This is a genomic window from Robertmurraya sp. FSL R5-0851 (assembly GCF_038002965.1).
In the GTDB taxonomy this organism is placed as follows: domain Bacteria; phylum Bacillota; class Bacilli; order Bacillales; family Cytobacillaceae; genus Robertmurraya_A; species Robertmurraya_A beringensis.
In genome coordinates this window covers 401,350-425,474 of sequence record NZ_JBBOOE010000001.1, presented here as the reverse complement: position 1 = coordinate 425,474, position 24,125 = coordinate 401,350, and the positions used below count along the sequence as shown (strand labels likewise).

General features: G+C 36.0%; 25 protein-coding genes. 1 reads left to right on the top strand and 24 read right to left on the bottom strand.

Annotated elements, in window-relative coordinates; all coding sequences use genetic code 11:
* Positions 1 to 12: 12 nt before the first annotated feature.
* The 18 genes from MKX65_RS02195 to MKX65_RS02110 all read right to left on the bottom strand — a co-directional run bounded on the left by MKX65_RS02195 (position 13) and on the right by MKX65_RS02110 (position 12,183).
* Positions 13 to 351, bottom strand: coding sequence for a hypothetical protein (locus MKX65_RS02195; RefSeq protein WP_160547831.1), 339 nt, complete (start codon positions 349 to 351; stop codon positions 13 to 15).
* 119 nt (positions 352 to 470) lie between these two features.
* Complete coding sequence (locus MKX65_RS02190; RefSeq protein WP_160547832.1) at positions 471 to 2,057, bottom strand: terminase TerL endonuclease subunit; 1,587 nt, start codon at positions 2,055 to 2,057, stop codon at positions 471 to 473.
* Positions 2,008 to 2,490, bottom strand: coding sequence for a phage terminase small subunit P27 family (locus MKX65_RS02185; protein WP_340902052.1), 483 nt, complete (start codon positions 2,488 to 2,490; stop codon positions 2,008 to 2,010). Before MKX65_RS02185 ends, MKX65_RS02190 begins: the two co-directional genes overlap by 50 nt.
* A gap of 87 nt (positions 2,491 to 2,577) precedes the next feature.
* On the bottom strand, positions 2,578 to 2,793 hold the full coding sequence (locus MKX65_RS02180; RefSeq protein WP_160547833.1) for a hypothetical protein: 216 nt from the start codon (positions 2,791 to 2,793) through the stop codon (positions 2,578 to 2,580).
* A gap of 61 nt (positions 2,794 to 2,854) precedes the next feature.
* Complete coding sequence (locus tag MKX65_RS02175) at positions 2,855 to 3,067, bottom strand: gamma-glutamylcyclotransferase (RefSeq protein WP_160547834.1); 213 nt, start codon at positions 3,065 to 3,067, stop codon at positions 2,855 to 2,857.
* Positions 3,060 to 3,299: a hypothetical protein gene (locus tag MKX65_RS02170; protein WP_160547835.1), complete on the bottom strand. Its 240-nt coding sequence runs from the start codon at positions 3,297 to 3,299 to the stop codon at positions 3,060 to 3,062. Before MKX65_RS02170 ends, MKX65_RS02175 begins: the two co-directional genes overlap by 8 nt.
* Positions 3,292 to 4,053, bottom strand: a complete 762-nt coding sequence (locus MKX65_RS02165) for a hypothetical protein (protein WP_340902051.1) — start codon at positions 4,051 to 4,053, stop codon at positions 3,292 to 3,294. Before MKX65_RS02165 ends, MKX65_RS02170 begins: the two co-directional genes overlap by 8 nt.
* A 124-nt stretch (positions 4,054 to 4,177) precedes the next feature.
* Positions 4,178 to 4,492: a hypothetical protein gene (locus tag MKX65_RS02160; protein ID WP_160547837.1), complete on the bottom strand. Its 315-nt coding sequence runs from the start codon at positions 4,490 to 4,492 to the stop codon at positions 4,178 to 4,180.
* Positions 4,493 to 4,500: 8 nt separating this feature from the next.
* Positions 4,501 to 4,698: a hypothetical protein gene (locus MKX65_RS02155; protein WP_160547838.1), complete on the bottom strand. Its 198-nt coding sequence runs from the start codon at positions 4,696 to 4,698 to the stop codon at positions 4,501 to 4,503.
* An 81-nt stretch (positions 4,699 to 4,779) separates the two neighbouring features.
* A complete protein-coding gene (locus MKX65_RS02150) occupies positions 4,780 to 5,442 on the bottom strand; it encodes an HNH endonuclease (RefSeq protein WP_340902050.1) in 663 nt (220 codons plus the stop codon).
* Between the two features lie 32 nt (positions 5,443 to 5,474).
* The gene (locus tag MKX65_RS02145; protein WP_340902049.1) at positions 5,475 to 6,716 is read right to left on the bottom strand and encodes a site-specific DNA-methyltransferase; all 1,242 of its coding nucleotides are present in this window, start codon (positions 6,714 to 6,716) and stop codon (positions 5,475 to 5,477) included.
* The gene (locus tag MKX65_RS02140) at positions 6,706 to 7,143 is read right to left on the bottom strand and encodes a helix-turn-helix domain-containing protein (RefSeq protein ID WP_160547840.1); all 438 of its coding nucleotides are present in this window, start codon (positions 7,141 to 7,143) and stop codon (positions 6,706 to 6,708) included. Before MKX65_RS02140 ends, MKX65_RS02145 begins: the two co-directional genes overlap by 11 nt.
* A gap of 348 nt (positions 7,144 to 7,491) precedes the next feature.
* Positions 7,492 to 7,845 (bottom strand): HNH endonuclease, encoded by a 354-nt coding sequence (locus MKX65_RS02135; RefSeq protein ID WP_160547841.1) that lies wholly within the window; start codon positions 7,843 to 7,845, stop codon positions 7,492 to 7,494.
* A gap of 224 nt (positions 7,846 to 8,069) precedes the next feature.
* Positions 8,070 to 8,498, bottom strand: coding sequence for a DUF1492 domain-containing protein (locus MKX65_RS02130; protein ID WP_160547842.1), 429 nt, complete (start codon positions 8,496 to 8,498; stop codon positions 8,070 to 8,072).
* 46 nt (positions 8,499 to 8,544) lie between these two features.
* The gene (locus MKX65_RS02125) at positions 8,545 to 8,898 is read right to left on the bottom strand and encodes a hypothetical protein (protein ID WP_160547843.1); all 354 of its coding nucleotides are present in this window, start codon (positions 8,896 to 8,898) and stop codon (positions 8,545 to 8,547) included.
* A 229-nt stretch (positions 8,899 to 9,127) separates the two neighbouring features.
* Entirely contained in the window at positions 9,128 to 11,512 is a 2,385-nt protein-coding gene (locus tag MKX65_RS02120) for a VapE domain-containing protein (protein WP_160547844.1), read from the bottom strand.
* Between the two features lie 90 nt (positions 11,513 to 11,602).
* Positions 11,603 to 11,857 (bottom strand): hypothetical protein, encoded by a 255-nt coding sequence (locus tag MKX65_RS02115; protein ID WP_160547845.1) that lies wholly within the window; start codon positions 11,855 to 11,857, stop codon positions 11,603 to 11,605.
* Positions 11,858 to 11,958: 101 nt separating this feature from the next.
* Positions 11,959 to 12,183 (bottom strand): helix-turn-helix domain-containing protein, encoded by a 225-nt coding sequence (locus tag MKX65_RS02110; protein WP_160547846.1) that lies wholly within the window; start codon positions 12,181 to 12,183, stop codon positions 11,959 to 11,961.
* A 162-nt stretch (positions 12,184 to 12,345) separates the two neighbouring features.
* Here MKX65_RS02110 and MKX65_RS02105 point away from each other — a divergent pair, with 162 nt between their 5' ends.
* The gene (locus MKX65_RS02105; RefSeq protein WP_340902048.1) at positions 12,346 to 12,774 is read left to right on the top strand and encodes a helix-turn-helix domain-containing protein; all 429 of its coding nucleotides are present in this window, start codon (positions 12,346 to 12,348) and stop codon (positions 12,772 to 12,774) included.
* A gap of 323 nt (positions 12,775 to 13,097) precedes the next feature.
* Here MKX65_RS02105 and MKX65_RS02100 read toward each other — a convergent pair whose 3' ends face one another.
* The 6 genes from MKX65_RS02100 to MKX65_RS02075 form a co-directional block, all read right to left on the bottom strand.
* The gene (locus tag MKX65_RS02100; protein WP_340902047.1) at positions 13,098 to 14,741 is read right to left on the bottom strand and encodes an RNA-binding domain-containing protein; all 1,644 of its coding nucleotides are present in this window, start codon (positions 14,739 to 14,741) and stop codon (positions 13,098 to 13,100) included.
* A gap of 285 nt (positions 14,742 to 15,026) precedes the next feature.
* Complete coding sequence (locus MKX65_RS02095) at positions 15,027 to 16,202, bottom strand: Wadjet anti-phage system protein JetD domain-containing protein (protein WP_160547848.1); 1,176 nt, start codon at positions 16,200 to 16,202, stop codon at positions 15,027 to 15,029.
* Positions 16,199 to 19,405 (bottom strand): ATP-binding protein, encoded by a 3,207-nt coding sequence (locus tag MKX65_RS02090; RefSeq protein WP_019155468.1) that lies wholly within the window; start codon positions 19,403 to 19,405, stop codon positions 16,199 to 16,201. Before MKX65_RS02090 ends, MKX65_RS02095 begins: the two co-directional genes overlap by 4 nt.
* Positions 19,377 to 20,000 (bottom strand): DUF4194 domain-containing protein, encoded by a 624-nt coding sequence (locus tag MKX65_RS02085; protein ID WP_160548401.1) that lies wholly within the window; start codon positions 19,998 to 20,000, stop codon positions 19,377 to 19,379. Before MKX65_RS02085 ends, MKX65_RS02090 begins: the two co-directional genes overlap by 29 nt.
* A gap of 5 nt (positions 20,001 to 20,005) precedes the next feature.
* Positions 20,006 to 21,421 (bottom strand): Wadjet anti-phage system protein JetA family protein, encoded by a 1,416-nt coding sequence (locus tag MKX65_RS02080; RefSeq protein ID WP_340902043.1) that lies wholly within the window; start codon positions 21,419 to 21,421, stop codon positions 20,006 to 20,008.
* A gap of 68 nt (positions 21,422 to 21,489) precedes the next feature.
* Positions 21,490 to 24,123 (bottom strand): restriction endonuclease, encoded by a 2,634-nt coding sequence (locus tag MKX65_RS02075; RefSeq protein WP_160548402.1) that lies wholly within the window; start codon positions 24,121 to 24,123, stop codon positions 21,490 to 21,492.
* Positions 24,124 to 24,125 lie beyond the last annotated feature (2 nt).

Here is a 24,125-nt window from a genome sequence, read left to right as displayed (position 1 = left end):
CCCTAATGAGTGCTAGATTGTTTGCTTAGATTTGATTTCCCCTAATGCTTCTTTTGCCATCTTTACAGCTTTAGGCTCTTCTTTATTAATTCGATCTGAAGCAATGATGTACTCCAAAGCTTCAATCATTTTATTGTTCTTAATAATTCTTAAAACAGCATTAACACGAGTTCTAGTACCCCCATAATCTTTATCTCTTCCTTGAGTATGGAATACCTCTCTTACAAACTCATTTTTAAAATCTTTATCGTTTTCTAATTGATTGAATTTGTTCCGTATCAAAGCTGCATATTCTCCAACAAACCATCCACCAGCAGATTCAATATTCCTTTTCAATGTCTTATCCTGCACTATTATCACCTCTAATGCAATTATATCAAAAGAATATGCAGCCGGATTTAGCAATTACAATGGCTATCAACCGTCATTAACCGCACAGAATCAAGCATGGTTGCACAACAAAACTACTATTAAAGAATCAATATCCCTCGACCATCATAAACACTCTCTCTATTTTCATTTCGAATCGCCCGATCCAGTGCCATAATTAGCGCCACCGCTCCATCAATCCGTTCTGTACTTTTCTCTTTGTCGGGTTTAATGTTACCTGCAGGGTCCGTTTTCACAAAAATGTTATCCATCATCCATCTTAAAACCGGGTTTCCACCATGGACCAGTCTTTTCTCTAGTGTAATTTTCATCAGTTCTTTTGATGCTGGTGACATATCTTTATAACCTTGTCCAAAAGGAACAACAGTAAAGCCCATTCCTTCAAGGTTCTGAACCATCTGGACAGCTCCCCATCTGTCAAAAGCAATTTCTTTTATGTTGTATTTTGTTCCTAGTTCTTCAATGAACTTTTCAATGAATCCATAATGAACGACGTTCCCTTCTGTCGTTTTAATATAGCCTTGCTTTTCCCAAATATCATATGGAACATGGTCTCTTCTAACCCTTACTTTCAAGTTGTCATCTGGTATCCAGAAGTAGGGAAGAACAATGAATTTCTCATCATCTGTCCTTGGAGGAAAAACCAGCACAAAAGCGGTAATATCCGTGGTGCTTGAAAGGTCTAAGCCAGCAAAACATTCTCTCCCACGAAGACTATCGAGGTCCACCTGATCATCACAAGCATCCCATTTCTCCATTTGCATCCAACGGGTAGATTGCTTCACCCACTGATTAAGTCTCAGTTGCCTGAAGATATTTTCTTCAGCCGGATTCTCTTTCGCACTAATAAAAGCATTTCTTACTTTCTCTACATCAATGGTATGATCAAGCGACGGGTTTGCTTTATACCAATTCATTTCATCAGTCCAATCATCGTCATCATTGATTCCGTAAATCACAGGATAGAATGTAGGATCAATCTTTCTTCCTTCTAAAATATCCACTGCCTTTTGATGTACTTCATAACAAATCGAATTTCGATCAGTTCCTGCAGTTGTAATAAGGAAAAAGAGCGGTTGACGTCTTGCATCACCGGATCCTTTCGTCATAACATCAAACAACTCTCGGTTTGGTTGAGCATGCAATTCGTCAAAAACAACAGAATGAACATTCAGACCGTGTTTTGTATACGCCTCTGCTGATAGCACCTGATAAAAACTGTTTGTCGGTTTATAGACTAGACGTTTCATTGACATAACCGGCTTAAACCTTTTCCTAAGAGCAGGGGATTGATCCACCATCTCAACCGCAACGTCAAAAACAATCGAGGCCTGTTGCCTATCAGAAGCACAACCGTAAACCTCAGCTCCCCACTCACCGTCAGCACAAGTCATTAATAAAGCAACCGCAGCAGCGATTTCACTCTTTCCATTTTTCTTTGGTATCTCGATATAGGCGGTATTATATTGACGATAGCCACTATCCTTCACTGTTCCAAATACATCTCGGATAGTTTGATCCTGCCAAGGTAACAGATCAAAGGGAACACCACGCCACTGGCCTTTTGTATGTTTTAAACAATTTATAAAGTTCACAGCATGCTGAGCCTTTTTCTCATCATACACCTTTACCACCGCCTTGAGAGAGCATAAATTCCATTGGATCATTCGCATCACTAGGCTTGTCTGCCACAATTCTGCTTCTTGATGAAGGGGTTAATCCAAACTGCTCACAGAAACGATTCATGATTTTTAAATAGCTTTGAGCGATGGAAACCTGCGGCACCTGTTGCCAATATCCTGAAGGGGTTTTGACAATGGTTCCATGCTTTGTGATAAACTCTTCAGCCTCTTTCCACCTTGCGTAGGCTTGGCAATATCCCGCAAATGCAGCCATATCCACTTCTGTAAGGATACCTAATTGCTCTAATTGCTTGACCATCCTTCGCCACTCTTTTTTCGCTTCTGGTTCCAGCCAAGTTGGGCATCTTGGTGCTTTCTTATCAGGTTGAGGTTCGCTCTGATTAAGCTGTCTCTTGCCAGGATTGCCTTCTAACGCCTTTATTGCTGTAGGTTTGGGTTTCCTTCCACGTTGGGCCACAGGCGCCACCTCCTTTCAAATTTGGCGTTAATAAAAGAGCCTATCCGCAGACAGACTCCATTTGAACCTCTATTCAATTCCAACTTCTTATTCCTTCCATATCTCCATTTTGAACTCTCCATTAAAAACCATCCAGCGTACTTCACCATCTTCAAGTTCCAAGACTACCATTCCCGGCATTAGATAAATTTGATTTTCTTGATATCCTGATGCTTCTAAATCTCTTTTTTGCTCGAGTAGCAGTTCCATGCCTCTCACCGAATCAATGTTTCCTTGTAGCATCTGAACCATATCTCTGGTCATTCAAACAACCTCCCTGTGTTTTGGTAGTCTATACATCACTCTAAACACAGGGATTATCAAGTTAATTATCGACCTTAATGCCTTTATAATTGTAATTCCCTTTCTTGATTTCTTCATGGTCAGCTTTTACTGCTTCACCATAGTCAGTCCGCTTGGATTCCTTATCCTTGCATGACATACAAATGCAATTGGTATTGTACATGGACATGATCCGCCCACTTTTTAGGTTACCGCCACAGCGATCACAATGTGTTTGTGAGAAAAATCTATCCATCCCGTTTCACCTCAGAACTGTACTTCTTTTTTGTTTCCTCAATGAATATCTGAAGGGCATTTGCATTCGGATCCAAGTTCTCTTCACTGTTCCAAAATTGGTCCAGATCCTCTAGTAAATCCAGAATGTTAAGAACTCCGCCTTTAGCATCTGCCTCACCTAGCACTACCTCTTTTTCAATGATGGTCGCCTTAAGCCCCTGAATCATGGCTTGGTAGGTTTCTTTATTCACTTGGCTCACCTACCTTTCTAAAGGCTCCGCTTCCTTCAAGGTTTTGAAGCAGCACCTTCCTGGTCGTTTTGTACTCAGGGCCATTCATCCCAAGCCTTATCAGCCAAGTCCTAAATGCATATTTCGGATTGTCATCCTGAGCTTGTTTGAACGATGCCCGCTTTTGCTTTTTGGCATTTTGATTGACGAATGCGGTGAGTTCTTGAAAGGCTGCAATTTTATCGGAATTTAAGTTTTGCGCTGCTAGTTTGATAGTGAACGTTTCGTTTTCAAAATCGAAAGCTAAGCCTGGGAGCCTCTCAAGGCCAAGTTCTTTGAGTGCCTTTTTAAAATCCTCAAAGGTACTTGTTTTCTTTTTACTTAAATCCTCTGGGAAAGTTTCGTCCATCAATGGCTCGGTTGTATCAAATGCTCTCAGGATCAGGTGCTGTTTGCTATAAAGCATGTTTACTAGATTTCTTAATGTGTTTCCGGTGTGAGCCTCTAGCGGAAGTGTCACCTCAATCCCATCAAGGTCAAGAACCTCTGACTGTTCCTCAATCGTGCTTCCACTTTCTTCTTTCGATTCTGGCAGGATTACAATCTCGTCATAGGTTTTCACTTCCCCAGCTGAGTTCGTAATGGTTCCCTGCCTGTCGATTGTGTAGGTTTCTTCCTCCGTAACAATCTCGTAAGCAAAAGTGGGAGCGCTGAGATATTTTGGTTTTACTCCTAAAAATTTACCAAGTCTTTTGACCATTTCTTTTCGGTCCATTATCATTACCTCCTGTGTTTTGGTGTAGTACATATATCACTCTAAACACAAGGAATAGCAAGTGAATCCTGGACAATTTCGCATTTACTTTGATAGAAGAAAACAGGCCCCCTAATGCCTGCCGCTAATCTATTTCTATCGCTGTATATCTTGGCCAACTGTACCCCTCACTGTTAACAAGTACCTTTTCACCCGTGTCTTTGTTAATGACTCTGATGCAGCAAACTTCCCTGTTCTCATTCACTCCGCCATCTTCTTTTGTGATCCAAGGCTGGTCGTTGAAGAAGTCGTTTGCAAAGTTATGAAAATCGGTATCTTCTAACTCCACTTCTTTTGTTACAATGTAGCTTTGTCCTCGCTGCCCTTGTTTAGCAGCTTCTACTGTGATTTCCTTCATCTCCGCTAGATTACTAACTTTCCTTCCGAATAATACTTTCATTTCATGATTCACTCCACCTCAACGTATTCCATGATAATTTGAAGGGCCTCATCGTATGAGCCGGATCCCATCACTCGCTCACTCACTTCCTTGGCTTGTACGTCTTTTCCATGCTCTTTTAAATTTCTACTGACCCGCCCAAGGATTGAAAAAATATTCCCATCTTCACCCAGCAACTTGCATGTAGGCTTAAGGTTTTCTTCCATTGCTGCGCCTCCAATCTATTCAAGGTAGTAGCATATTGCCATACATGTTGAGGGATAGCAACTAGATTGCAAGGATGTTTTTCAAGCACTTTCATCCTCTAAAACAGAAACAGCCGCCTTATCAAAATGGCGACTGCATTTCTCATATACTAGTTTTTTAATCCATACAGGGGCTTCTGGTGCATCGTTAAGCCTTCCAAACTCTCCAAACATTAATTTCATCCCTTCATTTCTTGCCTGAACTGCCTCAATAAAATGATGAAAATACCCTAAGTGAATATCATACTGTGAAACCTTAATTCTAGCTCGATACTTTCCTCTTGGTGAGTAGAAACTAACACCAGTTACACCAGAGGTATTATTTATTTGCAACGGTTGATTACATTGATTTTGCTGATGGGTACATATCCTTAGATTGCTTCGGCAATTATTCAGTGGATTTAAATCAATGTGATCCACTTCAAAGCCTTTAGGTGGGGTTAGGAGAAACTGATGAAGTTGTTGCCCTCTACAATCAGTAACATAAATGGTACCCTCTGTCCCATTTGATTTATTCGGGTACCATGCCTTTGAACTTACCTTTTCAAAATCTTCTAAGTCAATTGTAAATTCAAATCCACCAGAAAGAGTTCCTACCATGGTGGTACCATCTTCAAGTAAATGATACATATTTTTGCTACTTGCTCTTAATGAACGAGTTTCTAAACTTTTCACATCCTTACTCATTTCAAGGGCCGTTTTCAACCGCTTCTCCCCCCTTCAACAATATCGCTACATTATTCTAAAATTTCTACCTCTTGAGCCAGCTCTGAATATGGAATTTTCACTCCATCCCTTTCAACAAATACATTTTCATCGGAGCCAACCTGTTCGATATATCGTTTGACGCCAACATCCACAAATTTCTCTTCTAATTCAATGGCGTGGCAAATCCTATCCAGTTGTTCACAAGCAATAAGGGTCGATGCACTTCCTGAAAAAGGGTCAACGACGATAGCATTAGGTGATGTACTATTTCGAATGGTATAAGCAATTAGTTGTACAGGTTTCATGGTGCTGTGGAGATTATTTTTTGCTGGCTTATCGAACTCCCAAATAGTGGTCTCTTTTCTTCCTGCATACCATTTATGGGTCCCACTTTTCTTCCATCCAAATAAACAAGGTTCATTTCTCCACTGGTACGGGGATCGACCTAAAACCAAGGTTTGTTTCACCCACTGACAAACGCCTGATAAATGAAACCCTGCATCTTCAAATGCTCTTCTAAAAATAAGTCCTTTCGTATCTGCATGAAAAACATAGATAGACGCATCATTGGTCATGACGTTTTCCATATTCTTAAATGCATTAAACAAAAACTGGTAGAATTCATTATCCTTAAGATTGTCATTTTTAATGGTTCCTTGGCTTCCATCATAAGATATGCCATAAGGGGGATCTGTCACGACTAGATTTGCTTTCTGACCATCCATCAGCACCTTATACACTTCTTCTTTGGTGCTATCTCCACAAGCTAACCGATGCCTTCCTAGATGCCATATATCACCTGTCTTTGCAATTGCAGGCTCTGATAATTCCTTCTCCACATCAAAGTCATCTTCTTGGACGTCCTTATCATGAACATCACTAAATAACTGATCAATTTCTGGTGGCTCAAAACCTGTAAATGAAATATCAAAGTCCGCTGACTGTAGATCCTTGATAAGGTCAGCCAATAGTTCTTTATTCCATTCGCCGCTGATTTTATTCAGAGCGATATTAAGTGCCTTTTCTTTTGTCTTATCAATCTCAATGATGACACAGTCTATTTCTGTATATCCTAAGGTTTTCAGTACTGTAATACGCTGGTGTCCACCAATCACCGTCATATCCTGATTGACGATTACAGGCTCAACATAGCCGAATTGCATAATACTGTTTTTGATTTTTTCAAACTCACTGTCTCCCGGCTTAAGTTTTTTCCTTGGGTTATAGCTAGCCGGAATTAAATCATCAATGGGCAGTTTTTTAAACTCCATCTTCTTCACTCCAAAATCTTGATTTGATATAGCAGTCATGACTGCAGAACTTTCTTTTCTTGTTTCCGTAGCAACTGAACTCTTTTTCACACTGCGGGCAGGTATAGTGGTAAATAGCTGTTTCACTTTTATTACGTGCCTGAGGATTTTCTTTCCACCACTTCCGGCGACATTCATCCGAACAGAACTTCCGAGTCCTTCCACGACCTTTTTGGTTGATTGGGTTCCCGCAGCAAGTGCAGAGTAGATGATTGTCCATTTGCTCTTTCACATTTAATGCGACAACTTTTGAATTACCAGCAAGTCCATTCCTTTTACAAAAACCACGGATACTATCTCTGGATTTTCCCAAGACAGCTGCAATGGCTTTGTATCCCACTCCTTTAAGCCGAAGGTCATAAATCGTCTGTTTTTCTACTTCGTTCATCTCTCACACCCCTTTCTGCGTTAACTGTATTGAAAATAGCAATAAAAAAACGCCTTAATCAGCTATTTTTCAAGTGATTACTGGCGTTTAACTAACATTTTTAATTTAATTAATAAAGTTGCTTCAACCCTAGTATCCATAAGGATTGAGCAGTTTTTGCACTACTTCTTAATTAAAACCTCGTCGCAAATTCAAAAATAGTTTTAACCCTTGCGCCTATTGAGATTTAATATCTTTTCCAACCTTAGAGGTATACCCCCCTTATTTAATTCCGCGAAAATTCACGTGAAGGGGGCGCGCGGTCGCCATATAAAAGGTTGTAGAGATTTGACCTCCCCCACCCGTCCATTAAAAAGTGTAGATTGGATACTGATCTTCTGTTCTTGTCTTACGATCATGACATCTCTTACACAAAGGCTGCCAGTTCTTTTCATCCCAGAACAGTCTCTGGTCTCCTCGGTGTGGTTTGATGTGGTCAACAACCGTTGCTTGAGTCAGCTTCCCTTTCTGCTCACAGTGTTTACAAAGAGGGTGGGCGTTTAAGAAACGCTTGCTCGCCTTCCTCCATCGGTTATCATAACCACGCTCGGTTGCGTTTGCTCTATCATCTACATGAAGCTTTACATGAAACTCACAGTACTTGTCGTCCGTTAACAAAGGACAACCGTTGTGTTTGCATGGCTTCTTTGGTTTCATTGGCATGGCTCTCAACTCCGTTTAACCGTCATCATTATGTAAATAACAAAGGGCATTCAATAGAATAAAGGCATAGAAAAAGCCCCTATGATTAATAGGAGCTGGGTTATCAAGAATGTTGCGTTTCCTAAGATCGACTCGATATAACTTAGGCATATGCTACAACATATGGTATTCTTGAAACTTCTATACCTTTGCAACTTAATACTACTATACTTTTAGAGTGGCATTCAATGACATTTAGTGGCCTCTTTAAGATTATCCATTTCTTTAATTGCTTTTCCATGAATCCTTATTACTGTCCTTTTATCATATCCCATAGTTGCCGCAACATCTTCCCAGCTTTTCCCCGAAAGGTACCTCAACTCCAGTAAAAACTGATCATTTAATCTACTTATTTTTTTGATCATTTTCATAATGTTTATCTTTATTTCAACCATGCATTCAATATCATCTTTGATTTCATCTTCTAATTCCAGCACTTTAATAATCGTACTTTCCATTCTACTTTTCTCAATGCCCCCACCACCCACATTATCCATCGTAAAGTTGGTGGTTACTTTCATGGACAAGCTCTTTAAAGATTGTAGCTGCTCCAGTTTGTTCTCAATCATCTGATCTAACCAAATAGCTTTTGACAAATAAGCCTTTGAATTCATTAACGTCATCCTTTCTAGTTATTTTTTGTTCTTTCATTTCATTTTCTTAACTCTCTGATTTTAAAAGCATGGGCATCCAATGATCGGTTTTATAATCCTTCGCAATATTTGCAACAGGAATCTCTGGCATATCACCATCTATCAAATAGTTTAAATAGTTAGATGGTTGGAGGCATATCTTATTTTCTTCCAGAATAATTGCTAGAATATCGATGGCTTGTTTATTCCAACCACCCCAAAACAGAACATGTGGATACTTGCTATGATGAATCACCTTATCCCCTTGATACGCAAAACAGTGCTCTTCAAAAATCCTCTCCACTTCAATAAAGCTTACATGGTCTTCGTTTAAAACTTTTGCAATGATGGATTGTTTTATCGTTTCGAATTGTTCTTCCATTTCAGCAGCTCCTTTCATTTTAAATATGATTCTTTCCATTTCTGCCAGTTGCCTAAGTCCTTTTAAAAAGGGGCAAACTATCTCTACTGGAGATTTCTCCTATACTACTAAGCTAGTACTTATACTCTAAATATCATTTACTATTCTTTATAAAAGATAAGACTTTAGGAAACACAATCTCTGTAACCCCTGTAAATAGGGGGTTTTTAGTGGTTTCCTTTACGGTTGCCTAAGTTTCTTTGTGGTCTTCTCTCACATACGTGATCTGCACACCATAAATAGGATGCTTCATCTTGCCTGATTTGTTTCCATCGTATCGTTTCCAACCACCAAGTTTCACTAAAATCCCTTGAAGTTCAAATGAAACGCTACGCTTTAAATCCGATTTATCTTTGCCAAAACATTCACACCATATCTCCTGAAAACATACTTTTGTCCTTTTCTTGGTTCCTAGCGGTGGTCCAGAATCAAAAGCTGTTTCCCCAGCCAAGTAATTACGTCTTTCAAATAACTTCATGGCATCCCAGTTTTCTGGCAATAAGGTTTCTAGATACTCTTTCACAAGACCCTCTCGATCGTCTTCTTCCATTGCTTCCTGCTGATATCGATAGGCTAACTCTGCTGATTCTCCTTTAAGGATCAGTTCCTCGCCCTGCTTATAATAAACAATAGCCTCGGCCCATATCTGATTCACCTCTGACTGGTTCAAATCTGCCCATATATTCTTTTTTCCTTTCCCAACGTGAACAGGCCAATATCTCCTATTTCCAGTAACATCTCTTAAAATACCTTTTTCTGAATTCGTCGTCCCCACAATGATGCACTGCCTTGGGTGACTTTCCACATAAACACCATAGCTATGTCTAAACTTATCATCCAACCTCGTGATAAATGCCTTTACCAATTCCATATCGACCTTTCGAAGTCCCGCAAGTTCGCCAAGTTCTAAAATCCAATAGCCTTGTAATTTTTCAGCCGAAGCCTTGTCCCTCATATCCGACAAAGTCAAACTATCTGAAAACCAATCCATCGCAAGTTTGGAGAAGAAGGTCGATTTACCTAATCCTTGGTCACCGATAAGAATTAACACATTGTCGTACTTGATACCCGGTTCGTAGACTCTTGCTACTGCTGCACATAACGTTTTTCGCATGACCTCCTTTGTATAGCTGTTCTCTTCAGAACCAAAATAGTCAATCAGCAAACGATCAATTCTTTTAGTTCCGTCCCAAACAGGTAGTCCATTAAAATAGTCCTTTATTGGATGAAAAGCTCTTTCAGATGCAGTTGTTAAAAGGGCATCCTTAAACTTTGATGGTGAATAGATCCCATACTTCTTATCCAACAGCACCTTCGCATTCGATAAATCTGCATCATTCCAGCCAGGCTTTACCTGTTTCCAAGGTGGTTCACCGTTAATATCCAATCGATGAGACAACTGATTATAAGCAATCGGTATAAAAAGCTCATCATGACGAAGGATTTCCGTTATATTACTCAGTGTATCTTTGACACTACCATTCTTATTAACATCAAGCTTTAACTCCCAATTTTCATCATCAAACTCTTCCTTTGCCTGTTCTATCCGTTCAAATGCTAGTTGCTTTCGTACTTGCTCATCTTCTGAACAAATTTGCAACATTGCTTTATAGGAAGGAAGACTGGTAGGCGGCGCCCCTTCTTTTGTCATTTCATCTAGCTCAGAAAACTTATGGATTCGCACCAAGTCGAAAGCGTTTAGCAATTTCCCACAAGCAGGGTCTGTAGCATGATGTGAATAAGCATATTTGTCATCATAGATCATGACACCCGCTGATGAATCTGCTGGTATATAATCAAATCGCCCCTCCATTACACTTGGTGCATAAACATCTGATAGAAAGGTTTCAATTGACGCTGTAATGCTATAACTTCTACAAAAAGCTCCAACCATTCCACTCTTGGTTATAGGATCTTCTTGTTTTTTTATTTTCTTTTCAATAACCGTCGTTTGTCTTGAAGAAACAGGCCAAGTAGAAGTATCCTTCCAATCCTTATAAAGTTGTAAAATAGTGTCTGGGTCTAGAAATGAACCATCAATCTTTTTAAAAAAGTACTCCCCGTCTGATGAAGTGCTCGGCCAATACATAAGGCGATTCGGTTCATAGGTAGTATCATCAAACAGTTCCATACCTATTTCCTTTGCAATCATTCTGCTAAGGGCTTGGTACTCATCTGGTGAAACAGTTCGTGACAATGGGATGATAAGCCTGAGTCTAGGTTTTTCTGGACAATGCTTATGAGTAGAGTAGATACAGCATGCATAGTCATAGAGCATTTCAATATTGGTGGCTATCGACTCCGTATGATCTGCGTAATCCATATCCAATGTGAGCATAGAGCGAGATAAGACATTTTCTTTTCTACGCCTATTATCTTTAAGCTCTCCAGCAACAAAACCCCCGACGTCCTTCACATTATCCTGTTGGTACTTTTTCATCTTGCGGTACTCTGCCTGTGTCTCATTCGTAACGATAGTTCGGGAAAGTTTTTCTGTAAACTCTTCCCATGACACTAGCTTTTTTTTCCAAAACTTATCTTTACGGCTATTGCCCGTTGAAATGATGAAGTTCATGACGTCCTCCTTTTTTAGTAGTTAAGATTGGACTAACCGTAGGGGAAAAACAGTATGAAACCCTTTTTGTTAGTCCCATCCTCAGTTTTGTTAAATATCGTTTTTGTTCTTCCAAGATGAATCGGTAACCTGAATATTATCTGAAACAAAAGTTGCTAAATTCGTATATTCACAAAGTGTATAGATATACTCTGTGTCACAACCAGCACTTGTGATAAGCTCTTTCACAGCTTGTACTACCTCTTTATCTTCACTATGTGCTAGCAATTTCAATTGCTCTAGAATTCTTGCGATAATAACTTCTGTCCCATATTTCTCGGTTAGTGATATTAATGTTTCATTCATTTCAAATCCTCCAGTATTTTTTAGTGTATTAGCTCTTTCATTTTCGCAGTAAATTGACATTTCCAATTCGTTCAGTAAATTACGTTTTCGTTTAAAACTAGTCACCTGTTTTGCGTTTGCGTAATTTTTGGAGTAAAAAAAATTTCACTAGGATCCTCTATATTTAAATAGTCACAAAGCAATTGTATTTCTCCTCTGTAAAAATCACTACTCCCATTGACTTTACGATATAGAGTAGCTTGATTGATCTCTAACAAATCAGCTACTTGTTGCATAGTTTTTCCTGACATAATCACTTGTGCCTTGAATTTTTTCTTATCAAACATTCCTTTTCACCTCCTTTTTTGCGTTTACGTAATTTTATCCTAATATGTCTTTTTGTAGCTGTCAATACTTAAACGCAATATTTTATGTCAAAACAGACGATCTAATTGCATATACGCAAAATTTCTAGTATATTTAAATCAATCTTATAAGAAGGTGAAAAAATGGAGTTTAAAGATAAAGTTAGAAACAGGAGACTGGAACTGGGTTTAACACTTGAAGATGTTGCTAAAGCGGTGGGAGTAAGTGCACCTACGATACAGAGATATGAAAGTGGAGAAATTAAAAACATTAGAAAAGACAAAATTAAAGCTTTATCTGACGCCTTAAGAGTTACTCCTTCCTTCTTAATGGATTGGGAAGAAACTGCAGAAGCCAAACAAAGCTTTGATTATTTTCTAGAAATGCAACTACGTTTATTAGGCTATGAAATAGTTTATGACGAAGAAAATGGCTGTGTTGTCTTAGTAGGAAAAGAAGGGACTTTTGAAATATCTGAATCAGATGTAGAAGACCTTAGTAATAATTTGAAATCATTCCTTAACTTTAAAATATACGATTTAATGCAAAACTCTAGGAAAATCGATAAGTAACAAAACGAAAAAAAGCATCATTTCATAATAATGTGCTGATGCTTTTTTCTAGATATGATTTGCGATTCATAAATTAATATTTTGGTCCACTTTCGGGCCACACGTCAATTTTGCGGTCCAATTTGCGGTCCACTCATTGACTTTATGGTCCGCTTTTTGGCCCAAATATCAACTTTTCAGATCACTTTTCGGACCAAATACCGATTTTGCGGTCCACTTTCGGACCAAATACCGAATTTACAGTCCGCTTTTCGGTCCACTAATTGGATATAAAAATCTTCTTTCGGACCGGTCACACGTCTATGAATAAGATGTTCTTATCTTTATTTTAACTTATATATACTGGATCTAGATTTCCCTTCTAAAATTAACGTCCCGTCTTCCCTTAATTTTTTTAAAATACGTTTACTACTTGTAGAAGAAAAGCCACATAGCCTCTCAACATCCGCCCTAGTCATAAATGTATTCTTAGACAAATAATCAATAATCATTGTCTTAGCTTGAATTTCATCAAAATCTTTATCTTTAGTATATTCAATGTTATCATCGAATGATTCATAAACCCTGTGTGTAAACATATACCTATTTCTATTTTCCCTTTGAAGAATATTTTTCTTTTTACAAAGGACATTTAGTACGTTGGTGGCAGACTGTGTTGTTATTTGAGCTACCTCAGCAGCTTTACTTAAACTAATTATTTTATTCATTTTTACATACTTAAGTATACAAATTTCAGAAACGGAAAAATCACCATTTTCTTCTGTTTCTTTATTAATAAATCTTAGAAATTCTATATCCTCTAAACTGCTTCTTAAAGTCAAACTAACGGCTTCTGTATAAAGTTTATATTCTGGAGCGGATTTTCCCAATGACAGCATATCCTTAAATATAATATCTACGCCTTGTCCAGATCTTTGAACATATTTTAATCTTTGAAGCGTTTCGGCAATTAATTTATTTCTAGGTGCAGATGGATGAGTTATAATATTATTACTGTCAATTCCTAGTGGAAACGAACCAGGATTTTCAATTATTATTTCACTTGGATAATACTTAATAATTATTGACGATGTACTCTCGTAATCCCTGTGTGCAATGGCATTTAACAAAGCTTCTTGAAATACATTTGTGGGATAATCATATACTTCTAATTTAAACAGTCCCATTTGAATATTCTGTATTGAATTTCTATCTTCAAATATTTGCTGTATTCTGTCAACTGCTGAAATTAATGGAACTTTTAGCTCTAACCGCTTGTTATATTCGGTTTGGCCATCATTATTATATGTAAGTAATATTATCTCAGCTTGTGGTAGATGCCTCACTATCGATTCCTTTTTACCAACAAATAGCAATCCTGCAATAGTTAACCTCACACCGTCGCTATTATCTTCAATTAGCCTTAAATCCCTTAAAAAAGATAAATCATCCTCTTGATACAGAGTTGAATCTTTATCTCGAGATTTTATTTTCAATTTTAAACTTTCTACTTCATGAAAATCTATATCAAATTCAGAAGTATCTTTTAAAATCTTAGCAGAGAAATCTCCTTTAAACCCCTGAATTATATTGGATTGATACTCTCCAGGATAAAAAGGTTTTGTATTTTTTCCTAATCGCTTATACACTGTTCCTCGAGATGTCGCTACAGTTTCAGGGGCTTTAGGAACTATAATTTTTAATATTTCTTTTCCATCAATAGTAATGTTCTCTATATCTGTAAAAACTTTTGGCACTGTACGGTCATATATACTCTCTATGATGCTCTGTTCATCATAATCTTGGCAGCCAGTTATTTCACCGTTATCTTCCACACCTACTAGAATTATGCCACCCTCAGCATTAGAAAAGCCTACAGTCTCGTTCGTTAAGATTTCCATAAGCTCTTTCTTATTCGGAATCTTTACCCAACTTTTAAACTCAACTACTTTATTTTCACCTCTTGCTATTACGTCCTTGATATCCATTAATTTTCCCCCTGCACTAATATCGGATATTAATTATATGTTATATTATACAGGAAATTATATGTATTACAGCTTTGAATAACAATAGCTCCTTTGCATTTGCACATTATGTGAATAAGTGTGTGGATAAAAGAAGTTTATATAAGGAAAAGTTATTAGAAAAAAGTCAAATAATTCATCATCAACGCTTCTCATTCTTCTTTTTCTGGACATCAAATATACATGGGTCTCTACACTAGGGTGGTCATAGGTGGTCATAAATTTTTTATTAGCAATAACAAAAAATCATTCAACATTTACAGCTTCTTGTTCTAACTTGCAATTGTTTTCAAGCATATAGTTAATTACCTTATGATATTGGCTATCAACTAGCTTCGTAAGTCTTTTTTTATCATTTTCTGTTAATCTTTTGGTATACTTTTTGTGTGCTTCTAAGGTTTCTATATCCATTTTAAATGGTATGAAATCTACGCCTGTTTGCCTCTTTAAATGCTCCAATATATAGAATCCACCAGCATCAATATCGCCAAAATGATAAAAAGCTATCTGAGAATTTTGTTGATGTATTTTTTTAATAATTTCTCGTCTCACTCTGTTATGGTAGCCACCAAGATAAATAGCAAGCATATCTTTATCGCTGAATGTATGAAAGCTGGTTAAGTTTTCAATGGTTATGACAGCTTTTCCTGTCACTTCAATGCATTCAATATCAGAAAGCATTTTTGATGAGATAGCAATGTCGCTACTCAGGCTTGTTAAGTCAATCTTCTGGTCATTTATAGTTATACTCCCGGGGCCTTTAAAATTTACATAAGTGGGGTTTTTTACAATATTTAGATCACCTAAAATTCGATCCTTTTCCGGAAAAACACCGAATTCGTATATAAGATTTACTACTTTACCTGCAATTCGCTCAAAGACCTTTGAATCTTTAAAAACTTTTACTGAAAAATCTCTGGAAAAGGTTTCAGTGTCAACTTTCAATAACTCATCAACGGCTATTAAAATATTCTCTAATTCCTCTAAATCATTATTAAAAAACTGTATCGTTTTATTAGAATGGATTCTCTCATATTGTGTTTCACAATATTTATTTAGTATTTGATTTTTGTTTTTGTAGATTTCCATTAGATTCAATACTGAACTATTGATGTCCTTCTTAGGTTTTCGACCAATATATTTATATATATCTTCTAGTTTAGCAACATTCAAAATGACATTACTGTACACATGGGCAGAATTTGCCTTTGCAATGATAAAAGATGCTCTCACCAAAGTATCAACGGCTTCATTTACAGCCTGAAATATCTCATAATTTGAGTGATCAGTGTATCTGGGAAATACCGAAGAAATTTTCACATTAAATCTTTGATTCACTTTATTTTCCCCGACAAAACTTTTGCTTTTCTCATACTTATCCAATAACTTATTAATAATTTCCTTTTCATACTTGCTTATCATAGGTCATACTCCTCAATTATAGATGTACTCCCTTCTCTCATTGCCATTAAAATAGTATCTACCTTTTCACCAATTACTTCTAACTTTGCAGGTGGAGTCGCTAATATAATTTGGAAATTTTGACTGTTAAAAAAGTCCATCATAGCACTGATTCGGTTGTCATCCATCTTGTCAAAGGCTTCATCCAACATGATAATTCTAATCGTATCGCCAAGCTTATATAGCTGAACAAAAGATGCCGCTATTGCAACATAGTATGGGGTTTGGGTTTCCCCACCGCTCTTTTCTCCATAGATTTTAGAAAAACGTTGAACCGTTCCATCTTTTTTCTCAATTACAATATCATAGTCTAAATAACTACGATAATCCGTGTACTCTGCTAGAACTTTCTCTCCCTTATCGTCATATGCAGTTAATTTAGCAAATAAATCTTCCATTTCTTCCTTATATTCTTCTTCAAAGGAATTGGACCATATAGTATATCCTTCATTATTATCTTTTGAAGTAATCATATGATAAATGCTTTCCTTCTTTTTATTGTAGGTTATTTCAAATTTATAACGATCCTCACCATAATATATATCTTTAAGTGCTGAATTGAGGTTTTTAAATTCTAATCTTGCATTCTCGATGTTTTCTTTCAATCTCGCCAAAAATGATTCCCTGAATTCTAACTCACAATTCTCTTTAGCTCTTTTTAAATCCTCTTCGTATTTTATAATATCTGATGCTACCAACTTATGATGTTCCTGAATATATTCATTGATTTGGTCATACCCAGTACCGAGATCACAGTCATATTTACTACAGTAGCTGCTTTGGAGCTTAATCAGCTCGGTACAATACTCCTCTTTTTTATTTTCCAATCCAACTTTAAGTGGTGAAAAATTATGAACAATAGTTGCTGGAGATTTGATTTTTACTTGCTCATTAAACTTATTAATCCCTTGTATAGTAATTTCTGTGTCAATATTACATAGGTCATTGAAATTATTTTCTAATGCAGAAATTAGGCTTCCCTTGCTTTCTATATTTTCCTCATTTGATTCTATGGTATTTTTAAGCTTACCAATTGTTTCAAAAAGGGTATTATATTGAATTTGTTTTTTATCTACCGCTTGTTTACATTCGTCAATCTGCATTTGTATCTCAATATACCCTGGATTAGCTTGTGCTTTTTTTAGCTCGAATAACTCCCCGTTGATCAAGTCAATATTATCTGCCAAACGTTTAGGGGCATCCATGTTTTCTTTTAGGACATCCATTTTACATAGGTTTATTTTTTCTATTATTTCTTTATCATCAACGAGTTTACTTTCTGCTTTTTTTATATCCTCTTTTAAAATTTCTAGCTCAGCTTCTTTATTTTTAAGCTGAATTTCATATGCGTGTGCTCCTATATAAGGAGTATGATAGACACTCTCAGCGATTTTACGAACTGCAAAATTTTGATAAAGCATACAATCAGATGTTATTGCAACTTTATAGTTTTTTAGGTTTTCTATATAGTCACAACGGAAAACACGATTAAGTAAGTAGGTAGCGTATGCTTTTGCATAACGATTATCACTTTTTAGAACATATGCAAGTGAATCTTTGTCAGCCACTGCATTAGTATCAAGCTTTCCAGTATTAACAAGTCCCACTGTATGGACTTCCTTTTTAATATTATTGTAAACCGTTAACGCCACTCGATAATGTTGTGGCTCAACAATAATGTAAAATCTCTGACTATTAAGGTACCCCTCTACTGCATTTTGCCACTTACTATCTGTAATCTCGAGCAAGTCTGAGAAGATTCTCACTTCACTTCGTATTCCCTGATTTAAAAATTCCTTTTCAATCGCTGTTTTCAATTTCATTGTATTCGGTGGGTATGTTAATTTCTTATTTTTAAGATTTCTAATTTCATTTTCTAAATCAAGCCTTTGAAGTTTATATCTTTCAAGTAAATCCTTGATTCTATAGTGTTCAGAGCTATACTCTTCAAATAATTTCTTAAGTTCTTTTTCTAATTTATAGATCATTTCCGCTTTCTTTTCAGTTTCTGTATTTACCGTCTCTAAACTTAATAGTTCTTCTTTTGTCATGATAAACACTTCATGTTGATGCAATAAGCTCAATGCATCAACGACTTTGTTTAACATGGCTTTAAGTTTATTAACTTCTATTACCTCTTTTTCCTTATCCTTCTTCAGTATTTCAATTCTATGTTTTATATCTTTAATAAGTAGTGTTGTTTCATTGTTTGAGAGTGCACCTTGTAGACTAGCAAGTCTATCTCTCTCATTTTCAAGACTTACTTTTTGAGTTTTTTCTATATTCTGCTGATTAATAAGCTTTTGCCCTAAGACGTAATTGTTTTGTATCAGTTCTTCACATTCTTGCTTTTTTGCTTCAATCTCAGCTTTTTTTATTAAAATTTCATTGGTCTTTATCTCTCGATCTTTTGAAACAATGTCTTCATTTTTTGATAAAATCGTCTCAAGCTCTGATATCTTTTCCTTAGTTGAATCCATCAAATCTTCTAGCTCTTTTAAAGCAGCTATATTATTTCTCAAAGTTTCAACTTCTATTGTTTTTTCTGGGAGTATGAATTTATTAATAAAATCTTTAACATTATCCATAGGTTTAAATGCTAAGGATTTAGGTATCATATCAAAGAATCGAGGCTCCAAATTACCTAGCCTTTGCCCAAACCTTGCTTTAGCTTCAGAAATCTGTGAAATGAGCTGCACCTTTTTATCATTTTTTCTAAATTCCTCTGTCGTAGATGGCCTTCCGCCGGTCAAGAAAGATAATTCCTCAAGTTTACTTTCTTCTCTAAACCATTTTGTTGTAAGTTTACTTTCTTCATCTGGTGAATCTATTTTAACTCCAAGAGTAAAATATTTACTTGTTTTTTCCTCATAGAATTCCAGTGCAACATATGTAATTACGCTGCCACTTCTGACATAGTTACTACCTTCAATTCCTGTTTTACAACGGACATAGCCCTTTAAATCACGACTGCTTTTCTCATTTGCAGCTGTATTGAACTTACGTGTATTCGTAGTTAAAACTAATTGAATTGCATCTAAAATTGTTGATTTTCCTGCCGTATTTTCACCACTGACTAAAAATGAGCCATTGACACTAATGGTTTCATTAACAAAGTAATGCCAGTTAATTAACCTAATCCTGCATAGTTTCTTCATCATCATTCTGCTCACCTCCATTCATATATTTATTTAGTTTTTCATTTATAGCATCGTAAAGAAGAGTTAAATTATCATTGGGCACAGCAAATAATACGGACGGATAAATTTTTATTCTTGCATCAGACATCGTAACATCACTGTCAAGATTTGAAACGATATTAAATCTCTTAAACAGTCTAATTGTATCTCTAAACACGGTTTTATCTATGTTTGTTTTGGCCTCAATTTTGAGCATATTATACTTTTCGTGTATTTCATCTGATAAAACGATTACTTCCTCATTCAGAGTTAATTCCTTCCGTTTTTCGATATACAATAGCCTCAAGATTAGTAAAATAATGCTTTCAATTTTCCTTAGCCTTATCCTCCCAGTGCCAGCAACATTAGTAAGGGCAACAACGCCTTGCATCTCATTAATTTCAATTTTATAACCTAGTAAATCGAAGTATTCTATGAAAAGCTCTCTATTCTGGACAATAAAAATATAATCATTCCGTGTATCGTCTTTTTTCTTAAGGATAAAGCAATGATTGAGAAGTTTATTAGCAGTCGTTCTAAATTTTTCTTTTTGTATGACACTTTCTTTTAATATTTCCATTCTTACTATTCACACCTCTCAATCACAAAATCTGAGAATCGAAAATCATTAACCGTAATAACCTCATTAGTTTGGGTTGTTTTATACATAGATTTTTTGTCTTTTCCATAGAGACTTATAAAAATTATCCTTATTAAATCTCTCTTAGTATCTAAAGGAAGCGTAGAAGCCAGGACAGCTTGTTTATCCCTTAATAATTCTTCAATATATGTATTAATATTTTTTCTAGAAAATCTATTCTTATTTTTTTCATGTAAAGCAAGTTTCCGGCGTTCTCGCTCATCTTCCGAAATCCCAAGCGTAGAGCTAAGTTCTTGTGGAATAGACATTTTCCTTGAAATAGGAACTACATATAGCGAGTCACTATCGATAAATCCTTGTGGGAATATATTAAACACATCAAGGAGTGTGTCATCCACCTCATCATATAGGTTTATGGTTTCATCACGATTAAATTCATCAGATAAATACGCTAGTATCTTTGAAATCTTACCTTCTGCATTATTGGTATTAGTCAACAGGAACTTCGCTCTTGCAACAGCACTTCCAATGTATTTAGCATTTTTATTGTCTATCTCGGAAATAATATCATCATAATTTCTAAAGGCCGAGATAACATTTAATATCTTTCCTCTCAATAAATCTTCTGCTTCTACTTTTTCTTCTACTTGCTCTATTTCCATATAGCCCAGTACTGCACGCTCAAAAATATTTTTATCATTTAATATGTTGTAAAGATTCTCAATTATTGACGTTCTAAAATGTGATATATTATCACTCGTTTTAATACGATGATAGGCTTTAGATCCGATATCTTTATGGTAAACAAAGAAATCCTGTACAATTTCCCCAGCCGTCTTTTCATTTGTAATAGCATCAATATATTTCTTAATATTGGTGTTTAGTTTCTTTAGACCCGTGATTAATTCTTCCGTATTTTCTACTACACGTTTTATAATATATTCATAGGGCTTCACATAGGCTTCTTTATTCAAAAGGGTGGCATGTATTTGAGATACTAGGCTCTGATATTCCATTTCTTCATTCTTTAATATCTTGTTGAAAGATTCAATCATAGTAGCAGCATAATCAAACAAATTTATCTTTACCCTATAGTCATTGGAAACCTCATATTCTATCCAACCATTATCCTTTAAATTACGTAAAATTGCGTTTGCCTTTGCCCTGGAGTCCTTTGCAATCTCTTCATTATCATCAAATATCATATCTTCACTTGATTGATCTTCAAAATAACTTTCAAGCTCTGCAAGGATAACTTCCTTATCAACGCCAAACGACAATTCAGTTTTATATGTATTGTATATGAGCCTGATACAATCAATATAGGTAGTTTTATATTTGCTCGTTAATGGTTTGAAAAAATCTTCTGAAATTATGTTGAATAAATTTATTATAATCACCTCTTTCTTAACACTCTTGATAGTAAAATAAAAAGGAAGCTCAGGGCCTCCTTCTCTGAATAACTAGTTTAGACTTGCTCCGCAGCCGTCACTTTCTTAAAAGTAACTTCTTCTAGTACATTGAAGTGCGCCTTCCCACACTCTATCTTATCATTTTCACTTTCACGAAGTTTTGTCTCATCAAGTGTTGATTTTGTTTCGGCAACTAAATAGAGTTTAGCTTCTTCTCCTACTCTTTGTCTAACAATCGCCCAATCTGGATTGTATTTTCCAAGTGGTGTATCAACAGTAAACCAGCGAGGGAGTTTAAGGAAAAACTTAATATCTTCACGTTGATCTAATTCTTCTGCAAACTTTTTCTCCACTTCAGAATCATACTCAAGAGCATCATATATAGATCCTTCTACGCTAACCATTCTACTAATGTAGCCTTCTATTTCATTTTCCTCGAATAATCTCATTTCATATTCGTCACCAGATATTTTTTCATACTTTATTCCTTCAACCATCATCTTTTGCATGGTTATACGAATAGCTTTAGTTACCTGGTCCAAAAATTGTTGTGGATTTTGCCAGATATCCGCGAGACGGTTGGATTTCTTGAGAATAACAGCTATTGTCTTACGTGTTAGTTCAGTCTCCTTTTGAATATAAGAAAGAATATCAGGGATGTTAGTAATTTTATAATCTATACTAGCTTCGTTAATAGCAAGCATTTTATTAGAGATACCATCCTTCGTAATTCCAAAGCTTGCCTTCCGTGTATAAATTTTTGTTTTTTCCACCTTGGGCATTTGTCGTATTGCAGTAGCAGCCCTTACAATTAGATCATTTGAATCATAATGTACGGAGTATCGAGTCTTATACTTAATTCTTTCCCATAGCTCAACAAATTCTGTGTGATCACGCCATTTAGGAATAAGGTTCACTTTCTTACGCTCTCGCTTGTTGTTTATTCTCTCTTTGTTAAACACCTCGCCAGTTTCTTCTTCAATTTCAGTTTGAAGAGAAGTAGCAAAATCTTCGTAATTCTCATTAGCAATTATGGTTAAGCGATTTATATGATCATCAAATATTCTATTACCTGTCTCATCTACAGGAAGACGCAGACCTCTCCCTATTTCCTGTCTCTTTTTTAGTTCAGACTTCGTTTCATTGAGGGTACAGATTTGAAACACATTAGGGTTATCCCAACCCTCACGTAAAGCAGAGTGGCTAAAGATAAAACGAAGCGGTTCTTCCAGTGACAATAACCTCTCCTTATCTTTCATAATTAATTGGTATGCCTCATCGTCTGCTTTCGTATTACCTCTTGTATCTTTTGCTTTACCTTTTGTATCAGTTGCAAAATATCCATTATGGACCTTTTCCACCGTTGGAAGATTGAGGTCTTTGTAACGTGGCTTAAAAGATAACTCCTCATACGCATCAATAAACCACAGACGTATTTTCCCGTCGTCTTCAGTATAATTCGAAACTTTATCAATAAAAAATAGGGATAGTACTTTTAATCGACGGCCTTCTGGACGCTTTTGTCTAATTCTTAACTCTTTCTCAAGATGTTCCTTTACCGTTTCATAAATTTGAACCTTCATTAATTCATCTGTTTGTCCACCAATAGTTTGTCCCTCATTTAGGCTAACACCATTTGTAAAAGCAATATATCCGCTGCCTGCATCGATATAATCTACTACAAAACCTTTATACATAGTTCTCTCATTAGAGATTTCATATAAATCTGTACCATTCTTACTTATCGATATGCTTTTTCGTTTCGGTCCGTTTTTTTCCTGTATATCCATTTTTACCTTAGCTGTAATTTTTGTTTTTGTTGCTTTAATAGATTCTACAGCAATAAAGGGCTGATTAAAATCTGGATCATCTAAAACAGAATCAACTTCTATCTTCTTTACCAACTTCATATCATAAGCTTGTACTGGTCCTAAACGATATAGTTGGTTATATAGTTTCCTGTGAGTAGCTGAATAACGTAATGTACACAAAGGATTTAGCGATTGAATAGCATCCTTTGCTTGTTTACTTTCCATGTTTTGTGGTTCGTCAATAATAAGAATAGGATTAGTAGCCTGAATAAATTCAATCGGTTTTCTCCCTGAGAGTTTGTCGTTTTCCTTATGAATGATATTGTTATCCTTTTTATTAAAAGCATCAATATTAATGACCATAATTTGTAATTCCTTGGAGCTAGCAAACTGGCGTAACAATGAAACTCGACTTGAATCGTAAACCCAATAGTCAAGGGGCTGCTTTCCAAATATCGTCTGGAAATGATCTTGTGTAATTTCTAAATTTTTCAGAACCCCTTCACGAATAGCGACACTGGGAACAACGATAATAAATTTAGTAAATCCATATTTTTGATGGAGCTCATGAATCGTTCGTAAGTAAACATAGGTTTTTCCTGTCCCTGTTTCCATATCAATTGAAAAGTGCATTCCTTTTAGTTCATCAATGGGTGAAATTTTATTTTCTTCTTGAATTGCTTGGACATTTTTTAATATCTGCCAATCCTCTAATAACAGTTGATTTCCCGTTCCCAGTTCTGATAAAAATCCACCTACCATGCCTGTTAAATCAACCTCATATTGCCCTTTAGCCAAGGGTTGTCCATTAAAAACCTCTACAACTGATTTTATTGCATCCAATTGATAATCCTGGTTAGCCTCAAACTGAATTTTCAATT